The 14,128-nt window shown below is 69.8% G+C and carries 15 protein-coding genes; all 15 read left to right on the forward strand.

Annotated elements, in window-relative coordinates; genetic code table 11:
- Positions 1-17: 17 nt before the first annotated feature.
- The 15 genes from ACWD3I_RS38100 to ACWD3I_RS38170 all read left to right on the forward strand — a co-directional run bounded on the left by ACWD3I_RS38100 (position 18) and on the right by ACWD3I_RS38170 (position 14,122).
- On the forward strand, positions 18-1,130 hold the full coding sequence (locus ACWD3I_RS38100; protein ID WP_365403464.1) for a C40 family peptidase: 1,113 nt from the start codon (positions 18-20) through the stop codon (positions 1,128-1,130).
- Complete coding sequence (locus tag ACWD3I_RS38105) at positions 1,127-1,765, forward strand: hypothetical protein (RefSeq protein WP_365403467.1); 639 nt, start codon at positions 1,127-1,129, stop codon at positions 1,763-1,765. Before ACWD3I_RS38100 ends, ACWD3I_RS38105 begins: the two co-directional genes overlap by 4 nt.
- Positions 1,741-4,374, forward strand: coding sequence for an ATP/GTP-binding protein (locus ACWD3I_RS38110; protein WP_365403469.1), 2,634 nt, complete (start codon positions 1,741-1,743; stop codon positions 4,372-4,374). The genes ACWD3I_RS38105 and ACWD3I_RS38110 overlap by 25 nt, the downstream gene beginning before the upstream one ends.
- A 200-nt stretch (positions 4,375-4,574) precedes the next feature.
- Positions 4,575-4,802 (forward strand): hypothetical protein, encoded by a 228-nt coding sequence (locus tag ACWD3I_RS38115; protein WP_365403472.1) that lies wholly within the window; start codon positions 4,575-4,577, stop codon positions 4,800-4,802.
- 71 nt (positions 4,803-4,873) lie between these two features.
- A complete protein-coding gene (locus ACWD3I_RS38120; protein WP_365403475.1) occupies positions 4,874-5,458 on the forward strand; it encodes a hypothetical protein in 585 nt (194 codons plus the stop codon).
- Positions 5,459-5,471: 13 nt separating this feature from the next.
- Positions 5,472-5,780, forward strand: coding sequence for a hypothetical protein (locus ACWD3I_RS38125; protein WP_365403478.1), 309 nt, complete (start codon positions 5,472-5,474; stop codon positions 5,778-5,780).
- 280 nt (positions 5,781-6,060) lie between these two features.
- Positions 6,061-6,669 carry a hypothetical protein gene (locus tag ACWD3I_RS38130; protein ID WP_365403481.1) on the forward strand — a complete coding sequence of 203 codons (609 nt, stop codon included), beginning with the start codon at positions 6,061-6,063 and terminating at the stop codon, positions 6,667-6,669.
- Positions 6,663-7,505, forward strand: a complete 843-nt coding sequence (locus tag ACWD3I_RS38135; protein WP_365403484.1) for an ATP/GTP-binding protein — start codon at positions 6,663-6,665, stop codon at positions 7,503-7,505. Before ACWD3I_RS38130 ends, ACWD3I_RS38135 begins: the two co-directional genes overlap by 7 nt.
- Positions 7,506-7,825: 320 nt before the next feature.
- The gene (locus tag ACWD3I_RS38140) at positions 7,826-8,377 is read left to right on the forward strand and encodes a hypothetical protein (protein WP_365403486.1); all 552 of its coding nucleotides are present in this window, start codon (positions 7,826-7,828) and stop codon (positions 8,375-8,377) included.
- Positions 8,378-8,403: 26 nt separating this feature from the next.
- On the forward strand, positions 8,404-9,228 hold the full coding sequence (locus ACWD3I_RS38145) for an ATP/GTP-binding protein (protein WP_365403489.1): 825 nt from the start codon (positions 8,404-8,406) through the stop codon (positions 9,226-9,228).
- Between the two features lie 21 nt (positions 9,229-9,249).
- The gene (locus ACWD3I_RS38150) at positions 9,250-9,951 is read left to right on the forward strand and encodes an SAF domain-containing protein (protein WP_365403492.1); all 702 of its coding nucleotides are present in this window, start codon (positions 9,250-9,252) and stop codon (positions 9,949-9,951) included.
- Positions 9,951-10,793 carry a hypothetical protein gene (locus ACWD3I_RS38155; protein WP_365403495.1) on the forward strand — a complete coding sequence of 281 codons (843 nt, stop codon included), beginning with the start codon at positions 9,951-9,953 and terminating at the stop codon, positions 10,791-10,793. Before ACWD3I_RS38150 ends, ACWD3I_RS38155 begins: the two co-directional genes overlap by 1 nt.
- Positions 10,783-12,291 carry a CpaF family protein gene (locus tag ACWD3I_RS38160; protein WP_365403498.1) on the forward strand — a complete coding sequence of 503 codons (1,509 nt, stop codon included), beginning with the start codon at positions 10,783-10,785 and terminating at the stop codon, positions 12,289-12,291. Before ACWD3I_RS38155 ends, ACWD3I_RS38160 begins: the two co-directional genes overlap by 11 nt.
- Positions 12,288-13,238, forward strand: a complete 951-nt coding sequence (locus ACWD3I_RS38165) for a type II secretion system F family protein (RefSeq protein ID WP_365403501.1) — start codon at positions 12,288-12,290, stop codon at positions 13,236-13,238. Before ACWD3I_RS38160 ends, ACWD3I_RS38165 begins: the two co-directional genes overlap by 4 nt.
- Positions 13,235-14,122 (forward strand): type II secretion system F family protein, encoded by an 888-nt coding sequence (locus tag ACWD3I_RS38170; RefSeq protein WP_365403504.1) that lies wholly within the window; start codon positions 13,235-13,237, stop codon positions 14,120-14,122. Before ACWD3I_RS38165 ends, ACWD3I_RS38170 begins: the two co-directional genes overlap by 4 nt.
- Positions 14,123-14,128 lie beyond the last annotated feature (6 nt).

Below are 14,128 nucleotides of genomic sequence, written 5' to 3' on the forward strand. Positions count from 1 at the left end.
TGAGGCGGTGGGCATGCATGGTCGCGCTGCTGATGTTCGCCGCCGTGTGCTGCGCGGCCCCGGTCGGTAACGCGATCAGCGCGTACGTTGCGCTGCAGACGGGTGCGCAGGACGACGGCGGGATCGCCGAGGGCGGCAGCGCGGCGGACATCCCGGCCCGGATGCTGATGGCGTACAAGAAGGCCGTGCAGCAGGTCGGCACGCATGTCCCGAAGTGCCGGGGGATGCGCTGGCCGGTCCTGGCCGGGATCGCCAAGGTCGAGTCCAACCACGCCTCCGGACATGGCATCGCCAGCAACGGGGACATCCGTCCGCGCATTTACGGGGTGCTGCTCAACGGTTCCGGGGCGGGCGGCAACACCACGGCCTTCCCGGACACCGACGGCGGCCGCTGGGACGGCACCGCCAGTGGGGAGCGTGCTGTTGGCCCGTTCCAGTTCCTGCCCTCCACCTGGGACGGCGTCGGCAAGGACGCGAACGGTGACCAGGTCGCTGATCCGCACAACGCCGACGACGCGGCGCTCGGCGCCGCGATCTACCTGTGCGGGAACGGGCGCGACCTGAGCAAGCGGGCCCAGCTCGAGGCCGCGATCTATCAGTACAACCATTCCGGCGAGTACGTGGCGAACGTGCTCGGGTGGATCGACCAGTACACAGCGGCCGCCACCGGCCCGGGCCTGGGGAACGTCTCGGGCAAGGTCCGCACCGTCCTCGAGGCCGCGCTCGCTCAGCGGGGTGTCCCCTATTCCTGGGGCGGCGGCAACGCGAAGGGCCCGTCGTACGGGATCTGCTGCTCGCCCAGCGGGAAGAGCGGCGCGAGCATCAAGGGCTTCGACTGCTCCGGACTGGCCCTGTACGCGTACGCCAAGGTGGGCATCCGGCTGCCGCGTACCGCGGCCACGCAGGCGGGCGTCGGCCGGCGCATCCCCGCAAGTCTTGGCCCGGGCGCGCTCAAGCCCGGCGATCTCGTCTTCTACGCCTACGCCCCCGGCCGCGATTCGACGATCTATCACGTCGGGATCTATCTGGGCGGCGGTCAGATGGTCAACGCCGCCCGCCCCGGCACGGTGGTCCGTCTCGACGCGGTCGAGGCCATGTCCGGCTATGCGGGGGGAGCACGGCTGCTGTGACCACTCCCCCGCGCTCGCCGCGTCTGCTGGTGCTGAGCACCGTCGTCCTCGCCGTCGCCGGCGTCGCCCTGCTGGCCGTGCCGCACGGCCAGGAGCAGCCGGCCCCGAGCTCGTCGCCGGTCTCCGTGACCGGGGTGCCGACATCGGCGGCCGCCGCGCCTTCGGTCATCGCGCCGACCGTCGCGGCAACGCCGTCCATGCCGCGCGCTGCCTCGCCATCGCCGGCGGCTCCGTCGGCTCTGCCGCCGCATGGCGAGGGGGCGGCTGGCGACCGGGCCGTCCAGCAGGCGCTGGAGGCGGCCTGGCCCGCGGACCTTCCCGCCGCCGACGAACGGGAGTTGCTCGCCACCGGTCGTGCGCTGCTGCGTGCGGACGTGACGGGAATTGGCCGCGAGAAGTGGCCAGTGCTCTTCCCCCACTCCCCTGCCGTGGCCCCGGCATTCGCCAGCGGCCGCTTCCGTATCCAAGCCACGATCGCCCGCCAAGACGGCCGCCCGGACGAGGCGGTGGTCCACCTCGTGTGGGCCGGCATGGACCGCGGCGGCACCTTCACTGACCTGCGCATCACCGACTGGTACTTCACCCGCACCACAACGAAGGGAGCAGCGACGTGGACTCCGCAGCCCCGTACCTGACCCACCAGACCGATACGACCGCCTCAGGTGAGGTACTCGACCTGGTCTCGAGCCTGGTCAAGGCCATCGGCTGGCTCTGGGCCCACTGGTATGTGCTCGCCGGAGTCGTCGGCGTGTGCTGGGGCGCGGGCGAGTTGGTGGTCCGTGCGATCGCGGCGCACGCTTCGGCCGAGCGGATGGCGCTGGAGCTGGTCCCCAACCGGCACTTCGACCCGGGCTTTGAGGTGATCTTCAGGCGTGGTGTCCAGCTTGCTCGCGCGTCCACGGCGATGCCGTGGTGGGCGCCGCGCCGGGCGAAGAGCGTGCAGATCCGGCTGCGGGCGGATGGCAGTGCGCCGTTGCGCTACCGGATCGAAGGACCGGCGGGCGGTGAGCGGCTGCTGTCCATCACTCCGTTCGGTCCGGACATCACCGTCAACCGGGCCCGGCCGATCGTGGATGAGCCCCGCGAACACACCGTGCGCGCCGAGTTCATCCTGCGCGGCAAGCTCACGGCCCCGCTGCGCGAGGTGCCGCTGGATCCTGATCCTCTGCAGCCGCTCGTGGATGCCGTGTCCGACCTGCGGGCCGAGCTCGGCGACCTCGCCGAGATACGGCTCGACATCCAGCGCGCTCCGAAATGGGCCTTGCGGGCGCGTCGCCTGCAGCTGATGAGTGCCGCGCGCCGCTCCGAACGCCGGGAGGCACAGCGGTCCGCGCGCTGGCTGCGGCAGGATGCCAGCGGTATCGAGGATTCCTGGAGCGGGCAGCTGCAGCACCTCCTGAGCGACCGATCCGGTTCCGGTGCCGGGCGGCGGCTGGTGATGCCGCCGGTGCCGCGCCGGGTCGAGCCGGCCGAGGCGCTGGGCAAGCTCGCCGAGGACGACCACCTGGTGCGCGTGCAGCTGCTGGTGATGTGCGCCTCGAACACCGAAGGCCGCGCCCAGGCGCGGCTCGCCCAGCTCCAGGCCGCGTTCGACGTGTTCGGTGGCCGCTCAAGGTGGGCGATGCGCGGCTGGCGGCTGGGGCCGTGGCGGATCGGCGCCGACCAGTGGCCCACCCGGCACGCTTTCGAGCGCCGCTGGACGCTGGGGCACTGCCAGCCACCACGCGCGAACTGGGTGCGGCTGGAGGAGCTCACCGGGCTACTCAAGCCGCCGACCGTGCACTGCCGCCTGCCGGTACTCGCCGGTGACCTGCCGACCTTCACCTTCGGCGATCCCGCGCTGCTGCTGCAGGGCACCTACCGCGGTCCGGACGGTAAGCCACGGCTGGTCGCCACCTACGCCGAGGAGACGTTGTTCGAGGTCGGGACGGGCAAGGCGGGCGGCGGCAAGACCGAACGCGCGCTGGCCCAGGCGATCGGCTGGGCCCACGCGGGCGGCGGCCTGGTCTTCGTCGACCCGCATCGCGACTCCTGGCCACGGGCCACCCCGTTCCTGGCACACGAGTCCCTGATGCCGCGGATCGCGCTGGTCGACCTCAACGCGCTGGGCGCCAACCCGAAGGTGAGTTCGTGGAATCCGCTCGGCATGCACCACGGCCAGAAGGCGCACGAGGTCGTCGAAGCGATCGCCGACGCCTACGCGGCCGCGCTGGCTTGGGACGACGCGAGTGCTCCGCGCGCGCTCACCATCCTGGTCGCCGCGCTGACCGTCTTGGTCGCGGTCAACGAGAAGGCCTGCCAGGCCGGCCGGCCCGAGGACCAGGCCACGATCTTTCACGTCCGGGCCCTGCTCACCGACGCCGGGTTCCGCGCGGCCGCGCTCGCCGCGGTCGCCGACCGGCTGGACGAGGAGAGCCGCTCGTGGTGGACGGGCGTCTTCCCGACGCTGGCGCCGGACGCGTTCTCGGTGGTCCTCAACCCGATCGCCCGCCTGGCCGCCAACCCGATCACTCGCGCCTTCCTCGGCCAGCCCGTCGGCGTCTACAACATCCGCGCGGCGATGGACTCCCGGATGATCGTGTGGGTGTGCCCGGGCGGCAACGGGCCCACCGACCGTCTGCTGACCGCACTCCTTGCCCGCGACCTGCTGCGGGCCGCGCGCTCCCGGCGTGACACGCCCCCGGAGCAGCGGGTGCCGTTCCGCCCGTACTTCGACGAGCTGATCACCCTGACCGGCGCGGCCCCGGAGACCATCGCCGCGATGTTCGAGGATCTGCGCAAGTACCGGTGCCACGTCCACGGCATGACCCAGCTGCTGTCCCGGCTGCCCGCCCCGGTACGGCTGTCCCTGCTGCAGAACGCCTCCACCCTAGCCACCACCGCCGGATCGAAGACCGCGATCGCCGCGCTCACCGCCGAATGGGGCGACAACCCCAGCCCGGACCGGGTCGCCACCATGGAGCGTTTCGAGCACTACATCTCCCTGACCGTGCGCGGCCACCGTGTCGGGCCCGTCCAGCTGCGCGGCCCCCACCTCGACACCGTCTTCGCCGCCCAGGCCCGCCCCGGACGCGTCCCCGCCCTGGAGCAGGCCGCCCAGGACAAGGCCGGGGCACTCCCGCTGGACCAGCTCACCGCACGCGCCGCACAGCAACTCGACAAAGTCGCCGCGTTCCTCGCCGCGCACGCTCCTGCCGGCGCCGCCGCTGCCCACCAGTCGAAAGACGAACACGGATGGACCTGACCCTGGGAGCCACTGTCCTGGACGGCCCCGAAGAGCGCGGCCCCACCGCCGACGTATGGGACTCCCGAGGTGAATGTCGCAGCCTTGCAACTACCCCGAAAACCTCTTGCAGTTTGCGCACGCGAACCATAAATTGTCTGCCACGCAACGAGATCCGCAAGAGCTATGGCCTTACGTGTAGCCGAACTTGGGAGTTCCTGATGGCGCAAGCAACGGAAATGATTCGCAACGACGAAGCATGCAGTGAGGACGGGTGGCCGCCCCTAACGCGGGCCGTCTCCTACGTCGGGAGCGCCTGCGTCATCCAGGGCAGCGGCGACTTCGACCCGAACGACCTCGCGGCGGTCCGCCGCCGCTTCCCCGACCGGTACGTGTCTCTGGACGGCGACGTGATCACCGTATGGCCGCCCTGCGGGCCCGCCCGGTGACCGGCCGGCCCCCACAACCTGACGCAGAAGCGCCTGCAGATCGTTCATCCGACCCGAAAGGACACAGATCCATGAGGAGACGGAACACCACAGAGCGCAGAACGCACCTGCCGGCCGTGGGGATCACGGTGGGACTGGCGCTGGCAGTGGCCGGCTGCTCGGACGTGGGCAGCAGCACGCTGCCGGACCGTGCTGCGGCAGCCACCCCGCAAGGGGGTGACTCCTTACCGCGCAGCCAGCAGGAACGGACGGTGGCGCCACAGGCGGAGCTCGCCGGGCGCAGCGGGCTGGTTCTGACGATCACGGTGGCCGAGCGGGACCGGGCGGCCGGCTACCTCACCGTCCGCGGCGACCTGACGAACAACGGCCCCAAGACGACCGCGGTCCCGGCCGCAGTGCGCGGCAACGAGGTGGACGTCCTCAGGACCGGCTCGTCGCTGGCCGGTGCGACGGTCGTCGATTTCTCAGCCCGCAAGCGCTACTACGTCCTGCGCGACACCGAAGACCGCCCGCTCACCACGACCGGCCTGTCCACCCTCGAGCCCGGTGAGAGCGCGCGTGTCTTCATGCAGTTCCCTGCGCCACCGCCGAGCACCAGCACAGTCGGCTTCCACCTGCCTCAGTTCGACACCGCGAACATCACGATCTCCGGGTGAGGTGACGGTCTCCATGCGATCGACCCGTTCCCTACTTGCCGGCTTGCTCGCCGCCGGAGCCGCCGCGGCAATCGCCCTGAGCGCGGCGACCGGCGCCACCCCCTCCACGGACACGACACCCGCTCCCGGCGCGCTGCTGTCCGCCGATCCCACAAGAGCCGACAGCGGCACGGGCAGATCCGGCCTCGCGCTGCACACAGGAGCCACGCTCGCTCCGCCCAAGATCCTCGATATCGGCTCAGATCCGGTCGACATCACTCAGCGGATCTTGGACCAGGACGACGCCCAGCGCCGACGGGCCCCGGAGAAGGAGGAGCAGTGACGTTCACGCAACTGGTGCGTCCCTGTCCTGCGGGTCCCGGGAATCGCGCGCGGCCGAAACGGACGTATCCGCACCCGCGTAGGTCGCCTTCTGGCCCCGCATGTGACCAGAGACGGCCCGAGTGGTTTGAGTCAACTCGCCGCCCGCAGAGCGTAGTTGGCTGGCATATGCGTTACCTTGCGGTCACTCACGATCATCACAGCAGCTGGAAGCGGCCGTGCGCCCAGAACGCCGATGAGCGGCGGGCGGAGATAGCGGTCATGTCGTACGGGGAGACAACATGACACGAGCAACACGACGCAAGACCGGGCACCGCGGTGTTCGCGCCCGCACCTACGCAACCGCCCTGCTCGCCACAGGCAGCCTGGTGGCGCTGGCCGGTTGCAGCGAGAGCACGGCGAAGGACGACGCCTCAGAGTCGAAGGCTCCGTCTGCTGCGCCGTCGACGCCGACCGCCACCTCTGTATCTCCGAGTGCTGATCCCGGAGCAGCCGTCGAGGCCGCCTACCGCAAGTACTGGGACGCTGTAGTCAAGGCGTACGGGAAGGGCAGCGTTCAGGGCACGGATCTGAAGAAGTACGCCGTCGCAGAGGCCTACCTGCAGGTTAAGACCGACGTGAAGGCCCTCAAGACCAAGGGGATCGTGGCGACCGGGAAGCCGGTCCTCGCCCCCAAGGTCGATTCGGTCGACGTGAACCGGCAGACGCCGCAGGCCTCCTTGACCGACTGCACCGACATCTCGCAGTGGACGCTCGTCAAGAAGTCCACCGGAAAAGCGGTCGCCCTCCCCGAGGGCCGACGGACGAAGTACGTCACCAAAGCCGAAGCCGAGAAGTGGTACGGCAACTGGGTGATCATCAAGATCACGCCGCAGGACCAGACATGCTGATTCGCCACAGAGCCATTGCCGCGCTGGCCTCCACGTTAGTCGTCGCCTCAGCCGCCACAGCCCAGGCCGCGGATAACCCGGACATCGACAAGGGCACCTGCGGCCTGCTGTTCTGCGTGGGGGTAGGCACAGAAGACAAGAGCGACGGGCAGAACGGCCAGGGGTCCAACGCTGGCCAGGACACCTCCGGGGACGAAGCTCCCGACTGCACATATCAGGCCATGGACCCGCAACCGCCCCCCGGCAGTAAGCACTACCAGGGCGGAAAGATCGTCTACGAATACGTCTGCGACGTGGACGGTGACGGGCTCGTCGAGATAGGCGCCGGAGCGGACCAGGACGGCGCACCGCCGGTCGATCCCGCCGTTGTCGCGCAGCAAGCCGTCGACAAAATGAAGTTGGCGGGGCCCGATGTCGCCAGCCCACGGGCGGCGGGCAAGTACACCGTCGGTGTGCCCGTGTGGATGTGGGTCAACCAGAGCGCAACGACCTACGGCCCCAACACCGCATCCGCAACGGCCGGTGGAGTCACCGTCACCGCCACCGCGAGAGTCTCGAAGATCGTGTGGCAGATGGGCGACGGCACCACGGTGACGTGCACGGGCCCAGGCACGGCCTATCAGGCATCGGACAGCATGGCGAAGTCCCCGACCTGCGGCCACGTCTACACCACAACGTCAGCCAAAGAGCCAGGCGACAAGTTCACCCTGAGCGCCACGTCGACCTGGACGATCAACTGGCAGGTCACCGGAGGCGGTGGAGAAGCAGGCCAGCTCACCGAGACACGGCAGTCCCAGATCCCCGTCGCGATCGGCGAACTCCAAGTCGTCAGGTAGCACCGCCGGAAGGAGAAAGCGTTGAGCACGACACAAGAACGCCCTGCGCCCCCGGCCGGCATACCTCTGCAGGGGCAGGTCGCCAGCCCGGTGCGGCCGCCCGGCCGTCAGAGGGGTCGAGGCATGCTGAGGCACTTCGGTCTGGCTGCGTTCCTGACCACCTCTTGCAATCACGCACACGCAAAAGCATCACCGCAGATGGTCCGAGACTTGATGCCGGGCCGGTGCCTGCTGGTAACCACCGCAGCGGTTCTGCCGCACCGCTCGTACGGGGAGACAACGTGACACGAGCCCACCGACTCCGAAAGCACGCCGCCCTGATGGCCGTGACCGGCCTGGCCCTGCTGACCGCGTGCAGCGACACCGACGGGGACTCCGACGACGCCGCATCAGCATCTCCGTCAGTGGCCACGAGCGAGCCGGCTTCTGCTACGCCTTCCGTGAGTGGAGACCCTCAGTCGGCAGAAGAGACGGCCGTCCTGAAGGCCTATGCCGCTTTCTGGGCGGAGCAAGTCAAGGCGTACTCCAAGGGAGATACGCAGGGGACTGACTTCGCCCAGTACGCCGCCGCGGAAGCCAAGTCCAGCACCGAGGCTGACCTCAAGGATCTGCGGTCCAAGGGCATCGTGACGACGGGTGCCCCTACGCACGAGGCCGAAGTCGACCGTCTGTCGTCGGCGAAGCAGGTGCCCTCTGCCCGGCTGACGGACTGTCTGGACAGCGCCGACTGGAAGTTCATCTACAGCAAGACCCGCAAGCCAGTGCAGATGCCGGAGAACCGGCTCGTTCGCTACGTCACGAAGGTGGACGCTGAGAAGTGGGGGAAGCAGTGGAAGATCGTCAACGTCACGCCCCAGCAAGACGCCTGCTGACGCGCACCACCCTCGCACTGGCCCCCGTGACCGCACTGTCGCTGCTGTGGCCCTCGCAGGCATTAGCCGGGCCGCCAGAGGGCGGTGATTGCAGTGGGGCCGGCAAGTGGGTGGTGTGCGAGGCCGACAACGACACTTCAACCCCGGGATCGGGCTCTCAACCAGCCGGCGCCGACGGCGGCAAAGACGGTGCGGAGCCTGTGTGCACGGTCAGGAAGCTCGACCCGCAGCCGCCCAAGGGCAGCATGTATTGGAAGGGCGAGTCTCCAGGGGACGGCAAGGCCGTGTACGAGCGGGCCTGTGCCACCGGAGATGGTGGCACCCCGGTCTACACGTACTTCGTCGCTGAGGATGCTGCAGACGTCCCGGTGGTCGACCCCGTTGTCGTGGCGCAGCAGGCCGTCAGCAAGATGCAGCTCACCGGTCCGGACATCGCGAACCCCCGCGCCGTCGGCAAGTACGTCGTGGGCATTCCCATGTGGATGTGGGTGAACAAGAGCCCCACAACGTTCGGACCGAACACCACCAGTGCCACCGCAGGCGGGGTAACCGTCACGGCAACCGCGAAGGTAACCAAGATCGTCTGGGGCATGGGCGACGGGACGACCGTCTCCTGCACTGGGGCTGGCACCGCGTATGCAGCGTCGTATGGAAAACAGGAATCGCCGACTTGCGGCCACACCTACACGCGCAGCTCCGTCTCTAAAGCCGACGGCAAGTACACCGTCACGGCCACGTCCACGTGGACCGTGGACTGGCAGGTCAACGGAGGTGGCGAAGCTGGCCAGTTCACCGAGATCAGACAGTCCCAGGCACAGGTAGTGATCGGCGAACTGCAAGTCGTCAGGTAGCACCGCCGGAAGGAGAAAGCGTTGAGCACGACACAAGAACGCCCCGCGCCCTCGGCCGGCGTGCCCCCGCAGGGGCAGGTCGCCAGCCCGGTGAGGCCGCCGCGGGTGTCGGCGCGCAGGCGCCGCCCGGGCATGATCGCCTTGTCGCTGGCGCTGATTGCCGCCGGCGGGGCGGGAGTTGCGGTCCTGCTGCTGCAGGTCGCGCAGCGCACCGAGGTGGTGACGGTGGTCCGCGATGTCCAGGTCGGGCAGGTCCTCACCGAGCTGGATCTGGGCCAGGCCTCCGTCGCGCTGGACCCGGCCGTCAAGGCGGTCGAGGCCGACGAGCTGGAGTCGGTGGTGGGCAAGCGGGCCGCGGTCGAGCTCAAGCCGGGCTCTCTGCTTACGCCGTCGCAGGTGACGAAGGATTCCCTGGTCAAGGCGGGCGAGCAGTTGGTGCCGATCGGCCTGAAGCCGGAGCAGGTCCCGGCCACCGCCCTGGTACCGGGCCAGAAGGTCCGCCTGGTCCATGTCCCCGCCCAGGGCGCGGCGGCCTCGGAGTCGCAGAGCAACGAGGCGCCGAAGACCCTCGCAGGCCGGGTGGTCAAGGCCTCCGCCGCCGCCCCTGGAAGCGGTGTGGTGGTGGTCGACGTCGCTACCGCCGCCGCGGACGGTCCGACCGTCGCGGCGTGGGTGGCATCCGGCACCCTGCGCCTGGTCCTCGATGCTCCGGACGGCAGCTGATGAGTGTGATCGCGATGGCCGGCTGCAGCGGCGCGCCCGGGGTGACCACCAGTGCGCTGGCGCTGTTGCTGAACTGGCCGCTGGAGCGGGGCCGGAAGATGATTCTGGCTGAGTGCGACCCGGACGGCGGTGCAGTGCTGCACGGTCTGCTGCAGGGCACGCTCGGCGACCGCTACGGGCTGCGCAATCTCAGTGTTGCTGTCCGCAAGGGCGAGTTCGGGGAGGCGTTCTGGCGCCAGCTGATCGACCTGAGCAGCGAAGACGGCACCAAGGAGTCACCGCGGGACCGGATGCTGCTGCCCGGCATCACCGACCCGGCGCAGGCAGCCAGCCTGGCACCAGTGTGGAAAGCCCTCGCGCTGATGTTCCGCGGCATCGACGCCGAACACGGACACGACGTACTGATCGACCTCGGACGCAGCGGGGCCTTCGGCCCTTCCGGCGTCCTGGCCGAACAGGCCGACACAACACTGGTGGTGGTACGCAACACGCTGCGCTGCCTGCAGGCCGCACAAGCGCGGGTGAGCGCCCTGGAGGAGCGTGTCGGCGGCGTCGGCCTGATCCTCATCGATGACGGCCCCTACCCCGCCGGTGAGGTGCAGCGGGTACTGCAGGCGCCGGTGGTGGCCACCCTGCCGTATGCGCCGCAGGACGCGAAGGTGCTGTCCGACGGCGCCGAACAACCGCGCCGCTTCGCCAAGTCACCGCTGATGAAGGCGGCCCGCACCGGCGCCACCCTGCTGGTCCAGCGAGCCGCCTGGCAACAGGCCCACCTCGCCCCCAGCGCGGGCGCAGGTGCGGGCGCGGGCGCGACAAGCGGGGAGGTGACCCATGCGCGGTAGACCGCTGCACGACAACCCCACCGTGACACCTCCGCCCGGACGTGCCCCGGTGTGGCCACGCCAGACGAACGGCGTCCCCCTCGGCTCCGCGGCGAGCGGGGAGCACCTGGGGGCTGCGGTTCCTCAGATCACGGTCGACTACCGGGTGGCCCGGCACATCGCCGGGCAGGTGGCCCGCCAGCGTGAGGAGCTGCTGAAGAAGAACCCGGAGGCGGACCGGGCCACTGAAGAACAGCAGTGCCTGAACTGGATCAATGAGGCCGTCGCACTGTGGGCCGACGCCCAGGGCCTCGAGCGCGGCCTCAGCACGACCGCGCAGGAGGACGACACGCTGCGGCGTGCCGTCTACGACCTGCTCTACCGAGCCGGGCGGCTGCAGCCGTACCTGGACGACGAGCGGGTCGAGGACATCATCATCCAGGGCCCGGGCGAGGTGTGGCTGGACTACGGCGACGGCGAACGCCGCAGGGTCGGCCCCATCGCGGACTCCGAAGAAGAACTCCTGGACCTACTTCGCGAGTTGGCGCGGGAGTCCGGGCACAGCGAGCGCACCATCTCCACCGCGAACCCGACGCTCGCGCTGTCGCTGCAGGACGGCTCCCGGCTGCAGGCCATCACCGGGCTCGGTCCGACGACGTATGCGGTCATCCGCCGGCACCGGGTCTCCCACGCGAATCTCGACGACCTTGTACGGCTGGGGACCATCGACCCGATCCTGCGCGAGTTCCTCGGCGCGTGTGTCCGCGCGGAAAAGAACATCATGATCGCGGGAAAGCAGAAGGCCGGGAAAACCACCTTGTTGCGGGCGATGCTCAAGGAGTTCGACCCCGAGACCCGCTTTGCCACCATCCAGACCGAGGACGAGCTCTTCGCCCACACCAACGGCTACCACCGCCAGGTCGTCTCCCTGATCGGGCGCGAGTCCAACGGGGAGAAGGACGCCACCGGCCGCGGCGCCGGCGAGGTCACGCTGCTGGATCTGATGCACCCGGCGCTGCGGATGTCGCTGGAGCGGATCGTGGTCGGCGAGGTCCGCGGCCCCGAGATCGTCGCGATGATGCAGGCCCTGACCAATGGCGCGGGCGGCAACCTGTGCACGATCCACGCGCGTCGCCCCGACGTCATCGTCGACCGGATCGCCGAACTGTATGCGCTCGCGCAAGGCAATCTGTCTGAGCAGCTGGCTTACCGGCAGACCGCGAACGGGCTGGACTTCGTGGTGTTCGTCGACATGACGGACGAGACCCGGATCGGCGGCCGCCGCCACCGCTATGTCTCCCACGTCCTGGAGCTGACCGGGATCGGGGAGTCCGGCCGCCCGGCCATGAACGAAGTCTTCTCCCCCGGCATCGAGTTCGGTGACCTGCGGGCGGTGCCGCGGATGGACCCCGGCTGCGTCGATGACCTGCGCCGGGTCGGCTTCGACTCCACCCTCCTGCAACACCCCTACGGAGCCTGGGCAGCGCCGCTTCCGCTGAAGGTCGGGGCCGGCCGATGACCCTACTGCTGGCATTGCTGTCGGGGATGGCCGTGGTCGGCGGGCTCATCGGCACCGTCGCCGGGATCGTCGGCACCACCGCACCCTGCCGAGCCCCGCTGCGCCGGCGCTGGCAAGCCCTGCGCGCGGGCCAGGACCAGGGCGAGGAGGTGCGGCTGCGCCGGCGGACCCTGACCGTCTGCGCGCTCGTGGTGTTCGGCGCGGTGTGGCTCATGTCTGGGAACTTCGTGGCCGGCCTGCTATTGGGCGCGGCGGTGGTGGGAGTGCCGTGGCTGATCACACCGTCCAAGATCGCGGCCGAGCGCATCGGCCAGCTGGAAGCCCTCAGTGAGTGGACCCAACGCCTGGCCGGGCTGCTGCGGTTAGGAATGGGCCTGGAACAGGCGATGATCACCAGCCGGAAGGGAGCACCGGACGCCCTCGCACCGCAGATCGCGACCCTGTCGGAGCGGCTGCGCCGCGGCTGGCGCCCCGAAGAAGCCCTGCGGGCCTTCGCCGGCGAGCTCGACGACGTCACCGCCGACAAGGTGACCGCAGCACTCATCCTGTCCGTCAACGACCGTGGCCCGGGCCTGGCCCAAGCCTTGGAGGACCTGGCGGGCACGGTCCGCGAGGAGGTCGGCCGCAAACGCTCCATCGAGGCGGACCGCGCGAAACCCCGCACCACCGTGCGGTGGATGACGTTCATCACCCTGGGCGTGATCATCGCGGGGTTCTTCGTGCCGTCGTACACCAGGCCCTACTCCACCCTGCTGGGCCAGCTGGTACTTGGGTTCCTGACCGCAGGGTTCGTGGCGGTGCTGGCGATGATGCGGCAGCTGGGCAGCTTCCGCCGCATTCCCCGCTTCCTGATCACCGACCCGCGCAGCACTGTCCGTCTGCCCGCCCCGCACCTCGAGACATCAGCGGCGGCGGTCGAGCGTGAGCCGGAAGGAGCCCGCTCGTGAACCTGTTTCCCGTCGTCATCACCGGCGGCCTGGTGGGCGGGGGCGTCGCTCTGTTTGTGCGGGAACTGCTGCAGCCGCAGCCCGCATTGGCCACCGCGCTGGCCCGCAGTGCACCCGGGACGTTGAGCATGCCCCAGGAGGAGGTGCTCGACCGGGACGAGGTGTGGGGGCGCTGGCTGCTGGCCCGTCTTCAGCGGCTGCCCGGCGTGACGGTGCCGGCCACCAATCTCGCCCTGCTCGGGCAGGGGCCGGGCACCTTCATGCTGAAGAAGACCGCGCTCGCCGCCCTCGGGCTGCTGTGCCCGGTGCTGGTGACCATCCCCTGGCTCCTCGCGGGCATCTCGCTGCCGTTCTACGTCCCGGCCGTGGTCGGACTCGCCGTCGCGGGGCTGCTGTTCATCACTCCCGACCTCGCGGTACGCGACCAGGCCAAACGGGCCAGGGAGGAGTTCGCGCACGCCCTGTCCGCCTACCTCGACCTGGTCGCCCTCAAGCGGGCCGCGGACGCCGGACCGACCGAAGCCCTGGAGAAGGCGGCCGCGGTCGGGCACGGCTGGCCGTATCTGTATCTGCAGGGCGCACTGCGCCGGGCCCGCCTGGAAAAGATTCCGCCGTATCAGGCGCTGACCGAACTCGCTGACACCTACGACCTGCCGGGCCTGGCCGATGTCGCCGACATCATGCGCGGCTCGGCGACCGACGGCGCCGCCGTCTACAAGGCCCTGCGCGCACGGACGGCCGCGCTCAATACCGAGCTGCTCACCGCGCAGGCCGCCGAGGCGAACGCCGCCAGCGAAAGGATGACCGCCCCCGGCGCCTTGCTCGCCGTGCTGGTGATGCTGCTGATGGCGTTCCCCGCAGTGATCCGCATGCTCACCGTCTGACCAAAC

Source organism: Streptomyces sp. NPDC002817, from assembly GCF_053592055.1.

Coding starts and splice junctions, on each gene's coding strand:
- ACWD3I_RS38100 (WP_365403464.1), top strand. CDS start 18: ATGGTCGCGCTGCTGATGTTCGCCGCCGTGTGCTGCGCGGCCCCGGTC.
- ACWD3I_RS38115 (WP_365403472.1), top strand. CDS start 4,575: ATGGCGCAAGCAACGGAAATGATTCGCAACGACGAAGCATGCAGTGAG.
- ACWD3I_RS38120 (WP_365403475.1), top strand. CDS start 4,874: ATGAGGAGACGGAACACCACAGAGCGCAGAACGCACCTGCCGGCCGTG.
- ACWD3I_RS38125 (WP_365403478.1), top strand. CDS start 5,472: ATGCGATCGACCCGTTCCCTACTTGCCGGCTTGCTCGCCGCCGGAGCC.
- ACWD3I_RS38130 (WP_365403481.1), top strand. CDS start 6,061: ATGACACGAGCAACACGACGCAAGACCGGGCACCGCGGTGTTCGCGCC.
- ACWD3I_RS38135 (WP_365403484.1), top strand. CDS start 6,663: ATGCTGATTCGCCACAGAGCCATTGCCGCGCTGGCCTCCACGTTAGTC.
- ACWD3I_RS38140 (WP_365403486.1), top strand. CDS start 7,826: ATGGCCGTGACCGGCCTGGCCCTGCTGACCGCGTGCAGCGACACCGAC.
- ACWD3I_RS38155 (WP_365403495.1), top strand. CDS start 9,951: ATGAGTGTGATCGCGATGGCCGGCTGCAGCGGCGCGCCCGGGGTGACC.
- ACWD3I_RS38160 (WP_365403498.1), top strand. CDS start 10,783: ATGCGCGGTAGACCGCTGCACGACAACCCCACCGTGACACCTCCGCCC.
- ACWD3I_RS38165 (WP_365403501.1), top strand. CDS start 12,288: ATGACCCTACTGCTGGCATTGCTGTCGGGGATGGCCGTGGTCGGCGGG.